This window comes from Micromonospora echinospora (assembly GCF_014203425.1).
In the GTDB taxonomy this organism is placed as follows: Bacteria; Actinomycetota; Actinomycetes; order Mycobacteriales; family Micromonosporaceae; genus Micromonospora; species Micromonospora echinospora_A.
In genome coordinates, this window is record NZ_JACHJC010000001.1 from 1,958,179 (window position 1) to 1,973,364 (window position 15,186).

General features: G+C 72.1%; 12 protein-coding genes. 9 read left to right on the plus strand and 3 right to left on the minus strand.

What is annotated here, in order from left to right; genetic code table 11:
• Positions 1–80 precede the first annotated feature (80 nt).
• The 6 genes from FHU28_RS09370 to FHU28_RS09395 all read left to right on the plus strand — a co-directional run bounded on the left by FHU28_RS09370 (position 81) and on the right by FHU28_RS09395 (position 7,848).
• Positions 81–1,364, plus strand: a complete 1,284-nt coding sequence (locus tag FHU28_RS09370; protein ID WP_184682865.1) for an ABC transporter substrate-binding protein — start codon at positions 81–83, stop codon at positions 1,362–1,364.
• Between the two features lie 70 nt (positions 1,365–1,434).
• On the plus strand, positions 1,435–2,436 hold the full coding sequence (locus FHU28_RS09375; protein ID WP_184682869.1) for a carbohydrate ABC transporter permease: 1,002 nt from the start codon (positions 1,435–1,437) through the stop codon (positions 2,434–2,436).
• The gene (locus FHU28_RS09380; RefSeq protein ID WP_184682870.1) at positions 2,433–3,293 is read left to right on the plus strand and encodes a carbohydrate ABC transporter permease; all 861 of its coding nucleotides are present in this window, start codon (positions 2,433–2,435) and stop codon (positions 3,291–3,293) included. Before FHU28_RS09375 ends, FHU28_RS09380 begins: the two co-directional genes overlap by 4 nt.
• Positions 3,290–5,737: a glycoside hydrolase family 2 protein gene (locus FHU28_RS09385; RefSeq protein WP_184682871.1), complete on the plus strand. Its 2,448-nt coding sequence runs from the start codon at positions 3,290–3,292 to the stop codon at positions 5,735–5,737. The genes FHU28_RS09380 and FHU28_RS09385 overlap by 4 nt, the downstream gene beginning before the upstream one ends.
• 75 nt (positions 5,738–5,812) lie before the next feature.
• Positions 5,813–6,151 carry an ArsR/SmtB family transcription factor gene (locus tag FHU28_RS09390; RefSeq protein WP_184682872.1) on the plus strand — a complete coding sequence of 113 codons (339 nt, stop codon included), beginning with the start codon at positions 5,813–5,815 and terminating at the stop codon, positions 6,149–6,151.
• Entirely contained in the window at positions 6,148–7,848 is a 1,701-nt protein-coding gene (locus FHU28_RS09395) for a SulP family inorganic anion transporter (RefSeq protein ID WP_376700704.1), read from the plus strand. The genes FHU28_RS09390 and FHU28_RS09395 overlap by 4 nt, the downstream gene beginning before the upstream one ends.
• Here the strand turns inward: FHU28_RS09395 and FHU28_RS09400 are convergent.
• Positions 7,845–8,528: a DUF4386 domain-containing protein gene (locus FHU28_RS09400; protein ID WP_184682873.1), complete on the minus strand. Its 684-nt coding sequence runs from the start codon at positions 8,526–8,528 to the stop codon at positions 7,845–7,847. The genes FHU28_RS09395 and FHU28_RS09400 overlap by 4 nt on opposite strands.
• A gap of 86 nt (positions 8,529–8,614) precedes the next feature.
• Here FHU28_RS09400 and FHU28_RS09405 point away from each other — a divergent pair, with 86 nt between their 5' ends.
• Both FHU28_RS09405 and FHU28_RS09410 read left to right on the plus strand, forming a co-directional pair.
• Positions 8,615–9,319 (plus strand): TetR/AcrR family transcriptional regulator C-terminal domain-containing protein, encoded by a 705-nt coding sequence (locus FHU28_RS09405; RefSeq protein WP_184682874.1) that lies wholly within the window; start codon positions 8,615–8,617, stop codon positions 9,317–9,319.
• Between the two features lie 203 nt (positions 9,320–9,522).
• Positions 9,523–9,696: a hypothetical protein gene (locus FHU28_RS09410; protein ID WP_184682876.1), complete on the plus strand. Its 174-nt coding sequence runs from the start codon at positions 9,523–9,525 to the stop codon at positions 9,694–9,696.
• 104 nt (positions 9,697–9,800) lie between these two features.
• On the opposite strand, the gene FHU28_RS09415 is transcribed toward FHU28_RS09410, so the two are convergent.
• Positions 9,801–10,523, minus strand: coding sequence for a hypothetical protein (locus tag FHU28_RS09415; RefSeq protein WP_311773554.1), 723 nt, complete (start codon positions 10,521–10,523; stop codon positions 9,801–9,803).
• Between the two features lie 82 nt (positions 10,524–10,605).
• On the minus strand, positions 10,606–12,453 hold the full coding sequence (gene ilvD, locus FHU28_RS09420; RefSeq protein ID WP_184682879.1) for a dihydroxy-acid dehydratase: 1,848 nt from the start codon (positions 12,451–12,453) through the stop codon (positions 10,606–10,608).
• Positions 12,454–12,563: 110 nt separating this feature from the next.
• On the opposite strand from ilvD, the gene FHU28_RS09425 reads away from it, so the two are divergent.
• Positions 12,564–15,011 carry a putative bifunctional diguanylate cyclase/phosphodiesterase gene (locus tag FHU28_RS09425; RefSeq protein WP_184682881.1) on the plus strand — a complete coding sequence of 816 codons (2,448 nt, stop codon included), beginning with the start codon at positions 12,564–12,566 and terminating at the stop codon, positions 15,009–15,011.
• Positions 15,012–15,186: the final 175 nt, after the last annotated feature.

Below are 15,186 nucleotides of genomic sequence, written 5' to 3' on the forward strand. Positions count from 1 at the left end.
ACCGTACGGTGGCCTCACTTATCCGGTTCAGTCAACGTTCCTCGATATGTGGAGCGTTCCCATTCGGCGCGGAGGATGAGATGAGACGGTCCTGGACGCACCTGGCGCGCGTGACCGCCGCCGGTGCCGTCGCCCTGGTCATGGTCGCCGCGTGCAGCGGCCGGAGCACCACCGGCGGCTCGGACGCGGGCGGCGGTCAGGTAACGCTGAAAATCAACTTCTGGGGCGACTTCGGCCTCCAGGACCTCAAGGCCAGGTACGAGGCCGAGCACCCGAACGTCAAGATCCAGCTCAACTCGGGCGAGTACAACGCCCAGCACGAGGACCTGCAGAAGAAGCTCGTCGCGGGCAACGGCGCGCCGGACATCGCGGCGATCGACGAGGGCTTCATGGTCCAGTTCCGCAGCCAGTCCGACAAGTTCGTCAACCTGCTCGACAAGGGCGCCGGCTCGTACGAGAGCAAGTACCTGCCGTGGAAGTGGAAGCAGTCGCTGTCGGCCGACGGCAAGACGCAGATCGGCCTCGGCACCGACGTCGGCGGTCTGGCCATGTGCTACCGCACCGACCTGTTCAAGGCCGCCGGCCTGCCCACCGAACGCGACCAGGTGTCCGCGCTCTGGCCCACCTGGGACAAGTTCATCGAGGTCGGCCAGCAATACACCACCACGACGAAGAAGAAGTTCATCGACGCGGGCACGAACCTGTTCAACCCGATCCTCGGCCAGCAGCCGGTCGGGTTCTACGACGAGCAGGACCAGCTCCGGATGGAGCAGGGCCCGAAGGTCGCGTTCGACTACACGGTCAAGGCCGTCGGCGCCGGGCTGTCGGCCAACCTGGTCAGCTTCCAGGCCGACTGGGACAAGGGCTTCACCAGCGGGGCGTTCGCGGTGCTGGCCTGCCCGGCGTGGATGCTCGGCCACATCAAGGACACCGCGCCCGGCACCCAGGGCAAGTGGGACATCGCCGCGGTACCCGGTGGCGGCGGCAACTGGGGCGGCTCGTTCCTGACGCTGCCCAAGCAGGGCAAGAACGTCGACGAGGCGTACAAGCTGCTGACCTGGCTGGTCGCGCCGGAGCAGCAGATCGAGATCTTCAAGAAGGTCGGGAATCTGCCGTCGCAGCCGGCGCTCTACGCCGACCCGGCCATCGCCGACTTCAAGAACCCGTTCTTCAACGACGCCCCGGTCGGCCAGATCTTCCCGAAGATGGCGCAGGGCCTCACCCCGCAGTACCTGGGCCGCAAGAACGGCCCGACCCGGGTGGCGGTGGAGAACGTGATCCGGCGGGTGGAGAACAAGTCGCTCAAGTCCGACGCCGCCTGGTCCGAGGCGGTCAAGGAGGCCGAGAAGGCCGCGAAGTCCTGACACGTCAGCGGGGACGAGGCGGCCCGTTCCGCCCCGTCCCCGTCCGATCTCCCGGCCCTGGAGTGAACAGATGTCCAGCACCCGTGCCGCGCCGCCCCGCCGCCCACCCGCGCCGCAGCGCGGCAGCGCCGGCGACCGGCGCATGACCTGGCGTGACCGGCTGTACCGCTTCGACATGCGCTACATGCCGTACCTGATGATCGCGCCGTTCTTCCTGCTCTTCATCGTGTTCGGGCTGTTCCCGCTGCTGTTCAACGCGGTCGTGTCGCTGCGGAACTACCGGCTGGACGACCCGACGTTGCCGTACTGGGCGGGCATGGAGAACTTCAGCCGCCTGTCCGCCGACGAGGACTTCTGGAACGCGCTGTACAACACGTTCGGCATCTTCCTGCTCTCCACGGTGCCGCAACTGCTGCTCGCGCTGCTCGTCGCGTCGCTGCTCAACCGCAAGCTCCGGGCGCAGACGTGGTGGCGGGTCGGCGTGCTGCTGCCGTACGTGACGCCGATCGTCGCCTCGACGATGGTGTTCAGCGTCTTCTTCTCCCGCGACTTCGGCATGGCCAACTGGGCGCTCGGTCTGCTCGGCATCGGCGGCGCGGACGACCCGATCGACTGGCGGGCCGGCAAGCTCCAGGCCTGGATCGCCATCGCCACCATGGTCAACTGGAAGTGGATCGGCTACAACGCGCTGCTCTACCTGGCCGCCATGCAGTCCATCCCGCGCGACGTCTACGAGGCCGCGGCGATCGACGGCGCCGGGCCGTGGAAGCAGCTCTGGCGGATCACCGTCCCGATGATCCAGCCGGTGGTGGTGTTCACAGTCATCCTCTCCACCATCGGCGGGTTGCAGCTGTTCACCGAGCCGATGCTGTTCGATCCGAACGCCCAGGCCGCGACCGGCGGGCCGGACGGCGAGTGGCAGACCATCGCCCAGCTCATCTACAAGGTCGGCTGGAAGGACCTGAACCTCGGGTACGCCGCCGCCATGTCCTGGGCGCTGTTCCTGATCATCCTGGTCGTGGCCGGCCTCAACTATTTGCTGACCAACCGACTCTCCGGAGGCCGCCGGTGACGACGCGACGTGTGGTGGCCCGGGCGCCGCAGGACACCCCGGCCGGCCTCTGGACCTATCTGCTCCTCGCGGTCAGCATGCTGTTCGCCGCGTTCCCGCTCTACTGGATGTTCGTCATCGCCACCAGTAACGACGAGGCGCTGGCGAAGCTGCCGCCCGCGGTGATCCCCGGCGACCGGTTCCTGACGAACGTCGAGGAGGTCTTCTCCCTCCAGGACGTCTACTTCGCCGCCTCGCTCGTCAACAGCGTCATCGTCTCCGCGGTGGTGACCGCCTCGGTGCTGTTCTTCTGCTCGCTGGCCGGGTTCGCGTTCGCCAAGCTGCGCTTCAAGGGCAGCGGCGCGCTGATGCTGTTCGTGGTGCTCACGCTCACCGTGCCCAACCAGCTCGGCATCGTCGCGCTCTACATCGTGATGGGCAAGCTCGGCTGGAACGGCACGCTGCTCGCGGTCATCGCGCCCGGCCTGGTCACCGCGTTCGGCGTGTTCTACATGCGGCAGTTCATCGTGAACACCGTCCCGGACGAGCTTGTCGAGTCGGCCCGGGTCGACGGCGCCACGACCATGCGGGTGTACGCGACGATTGTGGTCCCCTCGATCCGCCCGGCGCTGGCGGTGCTCGGCCTGCTCACGTTCGTGGCCACCTGGAACGACTTCCAGTGGCCGCTGATCACGCTCAGCGGCACCGACTACCCCACCTCGATGGTGGCGGTCTCCGACCTGGCCAGCGGCAACTACGTGATCTACCGGCGGGTGCTCGCGGGCGCGTTCATCGCCACCGTCCCCCTGCTGGTCATGCTGTTCATCGGTGGACGTCAGATCGTCCGCGGAATCATGGAAGGCGCGGTGAAGTCGTGAGCCGTCGAACGTTGCTGCACGAGGGGTGGACGCTGCGGGCCGAGCCCGGCCCGGCGGTGCCGCCGGAGATCGCCGGGGTGGCGGTGCCGGCGACGGTGCCCGGCTGTGTGCACACCGACCTGCTCGCGGGCGGCCTCATCCCCGACCCGTACCGGGACGACAACGAGAACCGCCTCACCTGGATCGGCCGCATCGACTGGGTCTACGAGACCGCATTCTCCTGGCGGCCCGGCGACGACGAGCGGGTCGACCTGGTCTGCGCTGGTCTGGACACCGTCGCCACAGTGACGCTCAACGGCGTCGAGGTCGGCCGCACCGAGAACCAGCACCGCTCGTACCGCTTCGACGTCCGCGCGCTGCTGCGCCCGGACACCAACACCCTGGCCGTACGCTTCGACTCCCCCTACCGGTACGCCGAGGCGCACCGGGACCGGCTCGGCGACCGGCCCAACGCCTATCCGGAGCCGTTCCACTTCATCCGCAAGACCGCCTGCAACTTCGGCTGGGACTGGGGACCGACGCTCGTCACCGCCGGCATCTGGCGCGACATCGGCCTGCACGCCTGGTCCACGGCTCGGCTCGCGTCGGTGCGGCCGCTCGTCACTGTGGTCGACGGCGTCGGCCGGGTCGAGCTGCGCGCCGAGGTCGAGCGGGCCGGCGACGAGCCGCTGACCGTCCGCGCCGCCGTCGCCGGGGTCACCGCCGAGATCGCCGTACCGGCGGGGGAGCGGACCGCCGTCGTGACGCTCACTGTCGCCGACCCCGCGCTGTGGTGGCCCATCGGGTACGGCGACCAGCCGCGCTACGACCTCGACGTGAGCCTGCACGCCATTGACGGCCGGGAGCTGGACGCCGAGTCCCGCCGGATCGGCTTCCGCTCGGTACGGCTGGACACCACGCCCGACGCCCACGGCACCCCGTTCGCGCTGCACGTCAACGACGTGCCGGTGTGGGTGAAGGGCGTCAACTGGATCCCCGACGACGCGTTCCCGAACCGGGTCACCCGTGACCGTCTCGCGCAGCGGTTCGGCCAGGCGGCCGGCGCGCACGTCAACCTGCTGCGCGTCTGGGGCGGCGGCCGGTACGAGTCGGACGACTTCTACGACCTCGCCGACGAGATGGGCCTGCTGGTGCAACAGGATTTCCTGTTCGCCTGCGCGGCGTACCCGGAGGAGGAACCGTTCCGCACCGAGGTCGAGGCGGAAGCACGGGGGCAGGTCACCCGGCTCGCCGGGCACCCCTCGCTGGTGCTCTGGACCGGCAACAACGAGAACATCTGGGGCTGGCACGACTGGGACTGGCAGGAACCCCTGGCCGGGCGCACCTGGGGACGCGGCTACTACCTGGAGCTGCTCCCCGCGATCGTCGGCGAACTCGACCCCACGGTCCCGTACTGGCCGGGAAGTCCCTGGTCCGGCAGCGAGGAGCTCCACCCCAACGACCCGGCGCACGGCACCACGCACATCTGGGACGTCTGGAACACAGACGACTACACGCGCTACCGGGACTACGTGCCCCGGTTCGTGGCCGAGTTCGGCTACCAGGCGCCACCCGCGTACGCGACGCTGCGCCGGGCGCTCTCCGACGAACCGCTCGCGCACGACTCGCCGGGCATGACCCACCACCAGAAGGCCGCCGACGGGGACCGAAAGCTCCGGCGCGGGCTCGACGCCCACCTGCCGCCACCCGCCGGCTTCGACGACTGGCACTACCTCACCCAGCTCAACCAGGCCCGCGCCATCCAGCTCGGCGTGGAACACTTCCGCTCGCACCGGCCGGTCTGCGCCGGCACCGTCGTGTGGCAACTCAACGACTGCTGGCCGGTCACGTCCTGGTCGGCGATCGACGGCGACGGCCGTCGCAAACCCCTGTGGTACGCGCTGCGCCGCGCCTACGCCGACCGGCTGCTCAGCGTGCAGCCGCGCGACGGCGGGCTGGCGCTGGTCGCGGTGAACGAGACCGCCGAGGCGTGGAGCGGGCCGGCCACCGTCACCCGGCTGACAGTCACCGGGGAGCCGAGGGCGAAGACCTCGGTCGACCTCGACGTCCCGGCGTACTCCTCGGTCGTGGTGGCGCTGCCGGCGGAGCTGGCGCGGCCGGACGACGGGCGCGCCGAACTGCTCGTCGCGGACGCCGGGGAGGCCGCGGAGCGCGCGCTGTGGTTCTTCGCCGAGGACCGTGACGTGCGCTGGCCGGCGGCGGAGTGGGACGCGGTGGTCGAACCGGCGGCCGGCGGCCGGCGGGTCCGGGTGACCGCTCGGACCGTGCTGCGCGACCTGACGCTGTTCGCGGACCGCCTCGACCCGGCCGCGCAGGTGGACCGGGCGCTGGTGACGCTGCTGCCGGGGGAGAGCGTGACGTTCACCGTGCGCGCCACCCGCCCGCTCGACGCCGCCGCGCTCACCTCCCGACCGGTGCTGCGCTGCGTCAACGACCTCACCTGAGGTGGGCGCCCATCTCCGTCGATTTGAAGACTTCTGCAAGTGCTAAAGTCTTCAGAGTCGTCGGGGGGTTGAATCATGTCGGTGCCGCTGTACCAGGCGAAGGCGGAGCTGTTCCGGACCCTCGGGCACCCGGTCCGCATCCGGGTGCTCGAACTGCTCCAGGACGGGCCGAAGCCGGTACGCGACCTCCTCGCCGCCATCGACGTGGAGGCGTCGAACCTCTCCCAGCAGCTCGCCGTGCTGCGCCGCGCCGGCATGGTCACCTCCTACCGGGACGGCCCCCTGGTCATGTACGCGCTCAGCACCCCCGACGTGGCCGACCTGCTCGCCGCCGGGCGGCGCATCCTCGGCGCGGTCCTCACCGACCGGGACGCCCTGCTGGACGAGCTGCGGGCCTCCGGGGCGGACCGGTGAGCACGGCGGCGGCCGGTCGCCTTCGCGCCGCCGAGGTCGTGCGGCAGGCTGGCCGGCTGTTCGGCGGGCTGCTGCCCGGCCGGGCCGACTGGGCGGCAGTGCGCCGCTCGCCCCGGCGCGACCTGCTCGCCGGCCTCACCGTCGCCGTGGTGGCGCTGCCCCTGGCGCTTGCCTTCGGCGTCACCTCCGGGCTCGGCGCGCAGGCCGGCCTGGTCACCGCAGTGGTCGCCGGGGCCGTCGCGGCGATCTTCGGCGGCTCCAACCTCCAGGTCTCCGGCCCCACCGGGGCCATGACCGTCGTGCTGGTGCCGGTGGTGCAGCAGTTCGGCGCCGGTGGCGTGCTGATGGTCGGCGCGCTGGCCGGGCTGATCCTGATCGCGCTCGCCCTGGCCCGCCTCGGCCGGTACGTCCGCTACCTGCCGACTCCGGTGATCGAGGGCTTCACCGCCGGCATCGCCGTCGTCATCGCGCTGCAACAGGTGCCGGCCGCGCTCGGCGTCGCCGGGGCGCACGGCGAGAAGGTGTGGGCGGTGGCCGCCGACGCGGTCGCCCGGTTCGCCGCGCATCCCCGGCCCGCCGCGATCGCTGTGGCGCTCGGCGTGGCGGCGCTGATGCTGCTCGGCGCCCGGTGGCGGCCCGCCGTGCCGTTCTCCCTGGTCGGGGTGGCCGCCGCCACGATCCTCGCCGAGCTGGCCCCGATCGACCTGGCCCGGATCGGCGAGCTGCCGCAAGGGCTGCCCGCGCCGTCGCTGGCCTTCCTCGACTTCGGCGCGCTGGGCGTACTGCTGCCGAGCGCCCTGGCCGTGGCCGCGCTCGCCGCGCTGGAGAGTCTGCTGTCCGCCACTGTGGCGGACGGCATGACGGTGGGTGAGCGGCACGACCCGGACCGGGAACTGTTCGGCCAGGGCCTGGCCAACCTCGCCTCCCCGGTGTTCGGCGGCATCCCGGCGACCGCCGCCATCGCCCGTACGGCGGTCAACGTCCGCGCCGGGGCGTCCTCGAAGCTCGCCGCGCTCACCCACGCGGTCGCCCTCGCCGCGATCGTGCTCGCCGCCGCCCCGCTCGTCGGCCGAATCCCGCTGGCCGCCCTGGCCGGCGTGCTGCTCGCCACCACCGTCCGGATGGTGGAGGCCGCCTCCCTGCTGGCGCTGATGCGGGCCACCCGGGCCGACGCGGTGGTGCTGGTGCTGACGTTCGCCGTCACTGTGATCTGGGACCTGGTGACGGCTGTGGTAGTCGGGCTCGCCGTCGCGGTCGTGCTGGCGCTGCGCGCGGTGGCCCGCAGCGCCAGGCTGGAACAGGTGCCGCTGGACACCGGCGAGCACAGCGCCGAGGAGCACGAGCTGCTCGCCGAGCACATCGTGGCGTACCGGCTCGACGGGCCGCTGTTCTTCGCCGCCGCGCACACCTTCCTGCTGGAGCTGGCCGAGGTGGCCGACGTGCGGGTGGTGATCCTGCGGATGTCCCGCGTCTCCACCATCGACGCCACCGGCGCCCAGGTGCTCGGCGACGCCATCGCCCGGCTGCGCGGCCGGGGGATCACGGTGCTGATCTCCGGCATCACCCCGGGCCACGACCAGGTGCTCAGCACGCTCGGCGTCGCCGAGGAGCTGCGCCGCGAGGGCCTGGTGTTCGCGGACACCCCGGCCGCCATCCGGTACGCCCGGGGTGTCGCCCTCGCCGCGAGCCCTGCCTAGGCTTTCGTCACCTCGGCGTCCACCTCCTCCTGCTTCCGCACGCCGAAGGCGATCAGGTAGCCGAGGATCCACACCTCGCCCACGGTGGCGGGTACCACCAGCAGGTCACCGGCGATGCCGGCGCCGGGGGCGAGGTACGCGACGAACGTCATGAGCACGTAGCCGACGCCACCGGCGACGAGAACCCAGCCGAGAGGGCGGGGCAGCCAGCCCGACCGGAGCACGCACCAGCCCATCGGCACCAGCCACAGGCCGAAGAAGAGCCCGCCCACCTCCCACAGGTTCCCGCTGACCAGGTAGAGAAGCTGGACGGTGTCGGCGTCGCCCGGCCCGCCGGTCGCCACCCCCAGGGCCGTCGCGAGCACGGCCGCGCTGCCGAGGATCGCGACCGCGTTGACGAGCCCGAAGGCGGCGATGCTGCCCGCGGCGGTGCTGTCGACAGTCCGGAACAGGCGGTGGAACCAGACGGCGGTGAGCGCCTGGGTGAGGACGACGAGCAGTTCGAGGGCGATGCCGAGGCGGGCCAGCGACTCGTGGGCAACCAGGTTGGCGAGCGTCGCGCCCGCGTCGTCCGCGTCGAAGATCATCGGGCGGACGGTGAGGAACCCCAGCGCGCCGGTGACGGCGAGCCCGAGGTAGAACAGCCCGGTCACGCGGGCGGTACGGATCAGCTGGTGCATGGCGGCTCCTTGAGGGTGATCGACGTGCCGTGGCTGGGGGTTGCCTTACGTCGTAAGGCCAACCATACGTTGTAAGGTCAAGGGAGATGGGGAGCCGGATGGGAGCGAGGAAACCTCGGGAGCCGCTGAGCCGCGAGCGGGCCCTGGCCAGCGCGATCGCCCTTGTCGACGCCGAAGGGATGGCGGCGCTCACGATGCGCCGGCTCGCCGCCGAACTCGGCGTCGAAGCCATGTCGCTCTACCACCACCTACCCGGCAAGGCCGGACTGCTCGACGGCCTCGTGGACGCGGTCGCCACGGAGATCACCGCAGCCGCCGAGCTTGCCGAGGCGGACGCGCCCGGCGGCGACTGGCGAACCCGGCTGCGGCTGCGCTTCCTCGCCGCGCGCGCGGTCATGCTGCGGCACCCGTGGGCACCCGCGCTGCTCAGCTCCCGCCCGACCGTCCCCGCCGGGGTGTACGCCTACTACGACGGCATCCTCGCCACCCTCGTCGAGGGCGGCTTCTCGTACCGGATCGCCCACCGGGCGCTGCACGCGTTCGGCAGCATGGCGCTCGGCTTCGCGCAGGAGGTGTTCCGCCCGGACGCGGGCGGGGCAGCCGACGACGCAGCCGCGGAAGCGGAGATGATGGCGCTGGCCGAACGGCTGCCGCACCTGGCCGCGATGGTGGCCGCCGAGACGCACGACGCGGCCGATCCGACGCTCGGGTGGTGCGACAGCCAGACCGAGTTCGAGTTCACACTCGACCTGCTCTTCGACGGCCTCGAACGACACCTGCCGCACCCCTGACCCGCCCCGGTACGGCCCGCTCGGCTCGGTGTTCGCCGCTGACGCACACCCGCCGGGCGTTCGGCCGGACCCGACCGGCCGAGCCTGCTCGACGATCTGGAGAACATCCGGCCCTGACCGCCCGGCGCCGGGCGGGGCCCGCCGCTGCGGACGTCCCGCCGGGCCGGCGGGTTCGGGCGGCGCCGGGCGGGTACCAGGGCGGCATGACTGATCCGGTTGAGCTGTCCGAACTGCACGCCGGAGGCGCCGACCCCGACGACGTCACCCCGGACGAGCCGCACGCGGACCTGGACGGAACCGACGAGAACTCACCGGCCGAGTTCGGCCTGCCCATAGACGGCACCGCGCCGGCCGAGGAGGACCCCATCCGGCCCTGACCTGCCGTCGTGCAGCGCGCCCTCGCGGCGAGTGGAACGCCACGGGTGTCAAACGGGACCGGAGACACCCATGGCGTTCCACCCAACGGCTCTGCGGGCGAGCACTAGTTGGGCAGGGCGGCGAGGCCGGCCAGCAGTTCCCACCGCTCGGCCTCGGTGAGCACCGCGTACGCGGGCTCGTCGCGGCGGTCGGTGTCCGCCTCGATCGACGCGCGCTGCGGACCGTCCGGCAGCGCGCGGATCTCGTCGGCCGTCAGCCCGGCGGCCCGCCACGCGGCCCGGTGGGCATCTGCGCGGTGGTGCCGCAGCGAGCCCAGCCGGGTGACGAGCAGCAGCGCCGGGGAGGTGTCCTCCGGCTCGTACGGCGGGGACATCGCCCGGAACACCGGCCCGCCGGTGGCCTGCGCGTACGCCAGCACCCGGCCGACCAGGTCGGCGAGCCGGGGCACGATGCCCAGGCCGGGCAGCACCCCGGGCAGCATGGCCCACAGTTCCTCGGCGGCCTCGCCGGTGGCCCGCTGCGCGAACAGCGTCAGTTCCCGGCCCAGGTCGGTGAGGTGCCAGGCGCCCTCGCCGTCCCTGACGACGATGCCCTGCGCCAGCTCCTCGTCCATGCTGCCGGAGGTGTAGATCAGGCCGTCGGCCAGCGCTTCGGCGGGCATCGGCCGGGCCAGTACGCCGGAGAAGAAGCTGTTCTCCGCGCCGAGTGTGCAGCCCCGCTCGGCGTAGAACGCCTCCATCCGGGCGCGCGCTGCCCAGCGGGCGCCCACGTAGACCCGGTCGATCGCCGGGCGGACCAGTCGCGCGTAGCTCACCGTCGTCTCCACGCCGCCGGACGTTACCGGCGCGCGGGCGTTAAGAAGGGCCCCCTCCTCTACCGGAGGCGTTAAAAGGGGGCCCTTCCTTACGTCACTCGGGGACGCGTCGGTAGGCGCCGTCGCTGGCCGAGGTCGCCATCGAGGCGTACGCGCGCAGCGCCGCCGACACCGGACGCTGCCGGTCGACAGGGGTGTACGGGCGGTCCCGCTTCTCCTCGGCCACCCGGCGCGCCTCCAGCTCGTCGGCGGGGACGTTCAGCTCGATCGACCGGCCCGGGATGTCGATGACGATCTCGTCGCCGTCGCGGACCAGCGCGATCAGCCCGCCGGAGGCCGCCTCCGGGGAGACGTGCCCGATGGACAGGCCGGAGGTGCCGCCGGAGAACCGGCCGTCGGTGAGCAGCGCGCAGGAGCGGCCCAGCCCACGGCCCTTGAGGAACGAGGTCGGGTAGAGCATCTCCTGCATGCCGGGGCCGCCCTTCGGGCCCTCGTACCGGATCACCACCACGTCTCCGGCGACGATCTCCTTGGCGAGGATCGCGGTCACCGCGTCGTCCTGCGACTCGTAGACCTTGGCCGGGCCGCGGAACGTCAGGCACTCCTCGGGCACACCGGCGGTCTTCACCACGCAGCCGGCCGGCGCGAGGTTGCCGTGCAGGATGGCCAGCCCGCCGTCCGCGCTGTACGCGTGCTCCCGGTCGCGGATGCAGCCGCCGGCCGCGTCGGTGTCCAGCGACGACCAGCGGTTGGCGGTGGAGAACGGCTCGGTGGTGCGCACCCCGCCCGGGGCGGCGTGGAACAGCTCGATCGCCGCCGGCGTGGCCGAGCCGCTGCGCACGTCCCAGTCGGCCAGCCACTCGTCGAGGTTGGGGGAGTGCACCGCGCGCACGTCGCGGTGCAGCAGCCCGGCGCGGTCCAGCTCGCCGAGGATGGCCGGGATGCCGCCGGCCCGGTGCACGTCTTCCATGTGGTAGTTCGGCGAGTTCGGGGCGACCTTGGCCAGGCACGGCACCCGGCGGGAGATCTCGTCGATGTCGCCCACGCCGAAGTCCAGCTCCGCCTCGCGGGCGGCGGCGAGCAGGTGCAGCACGGTGTTCGTCGAGCCGCCCATGGCCACGTCGAGGGCGATCGCGTTCTCGAACGCCTCCCGGCCGGCGATCGAGCGCGGCAGCACCGAGGCGTCGTCCTTCTCGTACCACTGCTTGGCGATCTCCACGATGGTGCGCCCGGCCTCGACGAACAGCGACCGGCGCGCGGCGTGGGTGGCGAGCGTCGAGCCGTTGCCGGGCAGCGCCAGGCCGATCGCCTCGGTGAGGCAGTTCATCGAGTTGGCGGTGAACATGCCGGAGCAGGAGCCGCAGGTCGGGCACGCGGAGCGCTCGATCTCGCCGAGCTGGTCGTCGGTGACCGCCTCGTTCGAGGAGGCGATCATGGCGTCGATCAGGTCGATCTTGGAGTGGACGACACCCTCGATCGCCACCGTCTTGCCGGCCTCCATCGGGCCGCCGGAGACGAAGACGGTGGGGATGTTGAGCCGCAGCGCGGCGAGCAGCATGCCTGGGGTGATCTTGTCGCAGTTGGAGATGCAGACCAGGGCGTCCGCGCAGTGCGCGTTGACCATGTACTCCACCGCGTCGGCGATCAGCTCCCGGCTGGGCAGGGAGTAGAGCATGCCGCCGTGGCCCATGGCGATGCCGTCGTCCACGGCGATGGTGTTGAACTCCCGCCCCACGCCGCCGGCCTCGGCCACCGCGTCGGCGACCAGGCCGCCGAGGTCCTTGAGGTGGACATGGCCGGGTACGAACTGGGTGAAACTGTTCGCGATGGCGACGATCGGCTTGCCGAAGTCGTCGTCGGTCATCCCGGTGGCCCGCCAGAGGGCCCGGGCGCCGGCCATCGTCCGACCGTGGGTGGAGGTCCTCGACCGCAGCTCAGGCATGACACCCAGTCTGACACCATCCACGCGGCGCGCCCCCGCCGCGCACCCTGTGTCCCAACAGTTGCACACCCGGTGCCCCACGGAGGGCGCTCATCCGGCACAGTTGACGCGTGCAGTCGTCCCCGGGGATGGTCACCGTCGCGGCGCTGAGCGGGATCGCCGCGGCCGCCGCCACGGTGCTGCTCGCCGCGTCCGCGCGGCGTCGCACCGGCCCTCGCCGGCAAGCCCACCTGCTGCTGGCCGTCGCCGCCGGGGCGGCCCTGCTCAGCCTGCTGGTCGGTCTCGGCGGCCTGCTCGCGGCCGGGGACCACTGGGCGCACCGGCAGGGCCAGCGGACCGGCTGGGCGATCCTGGTCGCGGTGGGCACCACGCTCGCCGGGCTCGGTCTCGGCGCCGCGGTGCTCCGGCTGCCCGGCGCCGCCGCGACCCGCGCCACCACCGCCCGGCTGCTGCTCGACGGCCTGATCATGGGCAGCGCGCTCTGGTTCGCCGGCTGGGTGGCGTTCAGCGAGCCGACCCGGCTCCTCGGTGACGCCACACCGACCGCCTGCCTGCCGATCCTGCTGGCCACGATCATCGCGGCGCTGACCACCGGGCTCACAGTGATCCTGGTGCTGCGGGTCGCGCCGCCACGCGGGTGGCTGACCCTGCTCGGCGTCGGCGCGACAGCGGTCACCGCGGGCGGGCTGGGCGTCTCGGCCGGGCTCTGCCAGGCCGGTCCCGGCCTGGCGCTGACCGGCGCCGCGCTGACCGCCGCCGGCCTGCTCGCCATCGCTGTGGCCGGCCGCCGCGCCGACCAGATGCAGCTCGACGTCGATCTCATCCGCCGCGACGGCGAGTACGCCTTCGTGCCGATGTTCGCCATCGCCGCCTCCGCGATGTACCACCTGGTGCAGGGCGGCGGGTTCGACGGGTACGCCATCGTGGCCGGCACCGTCGAGGGCTTCGCCCTGGTCACCCGGCAGTACCTGGCGCTCAACGACGTACGCGGCTACGCGGGCCGGCTGGCCGAGCGGGAGGCGCACTTCCGTGAGCTGGCGCACACCGACCCGCTCACCGGGCTGGCGAACCGGCGCGGGCTGCTGCGGGCGCTGCACCGCTGCGCCGACGGGGGTGTGCCCTGCGTCCTGCTCGGGCTCGACCTGGACGGGTTCAAGAACGTCAACGACATGCGGGGCCACGACGTCGGCGACGCGGTGCTGATCGAGGTGGGGCGGCGGCTGCGGGGCAATCTGCGGCCCGGTGACCTCGCGGCCCGGCTCGGCGGTGACGAGTTCGCGGTGCTGATGCACGGGTCGGCCGATCCGGGCCCGGTGGCCGACCGGCTGCTCGGGGTGCTCGGCCGCCCGTACGAGCAGGGGGACGGACCGGTCTTCCTGTCGGTGAGCATCGGGGTGGCGGCCGGGCACGGCGAGGCGGACGTGGAGCTGCTGCTGCGCAACGCCGACCTGGCCCTGCGCTACGCCAAGCAGCGGGGCAAGAACCGGATCGAGCGCTACGACGCGACCTACGACCAGTTGCTGAGCCGGCGTACCCGGCTGGAGCACGAGCTGCGCGGCGCGATTGAGCGCGACGAGCTGCGGCTGGTCTTCCAGCCGGTGGCCTCGCTGCCGTCGGTGCGGCCGGTCGGCGCGGAGGCGCTGCTGCGCTGGCGTCACCCGGAGCTGGGCAACGTCCGGCCGGACGAGTTCATCCCGCTCGCCGAGGAGTGCGGGATGATCGCCAAGCTCGGCGCGTGGGTGCTGCACCAGGCCTGCTACCAGCTCTCCCGCTGGCTCGCCGACGGGCACGACGTGTGGGTGTCGGTGAACGTCTCACCGCGCGAGCTGCACGCGCCCGAGTACGTGCTCCAGGTCGCCGAAGCGCTGCGCGCGCACCACGTGCCGCCGCAGCGGCTGGTGCTGGAGGTGACCGAGCACGCGGTCGCCACCGACGTGGACGAGCTGATCCGGCGGCTCACCGCGCTGCGGCTGACCGGCGTCCGGATCGCGCTCGACGACTTCGGCGCCGGCTACTCCTCGCTCGGCCAGCTCCGGCGGCTGCCGATCGACATTCTCAAGATCGACCACAGTCTGGTCGCCGAGCACGAGCCGGTCCGGCCGGTCGGGCGGGACGGTCCGGCGTTCGCCCCGATGGTCGACATCGTCATGCGCCTGGGGCACCAGCTCGGCCTGGAGGTGATCGCCGAGGGTGTGACCAACCCGACCGAGCTGGCCGCGGTGGTGGCCGCCGGCTGCCGGTTCGGTCAGGGGGCGCTGTTCGGCTGGGGCGTACCGGCAGAGCACCTGGAGGCCATGCTGGAGGCGGCGACCGCGCCCGGGAACCGGCACACCGCGATGCCCCAGGCGCCACCGGTCCCGCCAGCGCGCAGCCCTTCCCCGTTGCTGCCCCGGTTACGTAACAACCCGCCCGCCGCGGTGCCCGCCCAGCGTCCTCCGATGGAGGGATCTTCGCAGGTGGCGCCGGGGGTGGAGGGCATGGCGGGTACCGAAACGCCCACGTCCGTGAACCAAAATGTGGGATCAGTTGACTCATCGCGTGAGATGCGTCAGGCTTAGCCGCATGTCGTCGAACCGGTCGCCGCGAGTACTTACCTGAGCGCACTCTCCCACCGAGAGTGCGCTGGCCCCGTGCATCCTGCACGTGGGCTTTTTTGTTGCCGTCGGACCCATCGCGGGACCTCCGCGTCCCATCCTGAGAAGCGTCACCCACTCACTTCCGAAGGCTTGAACC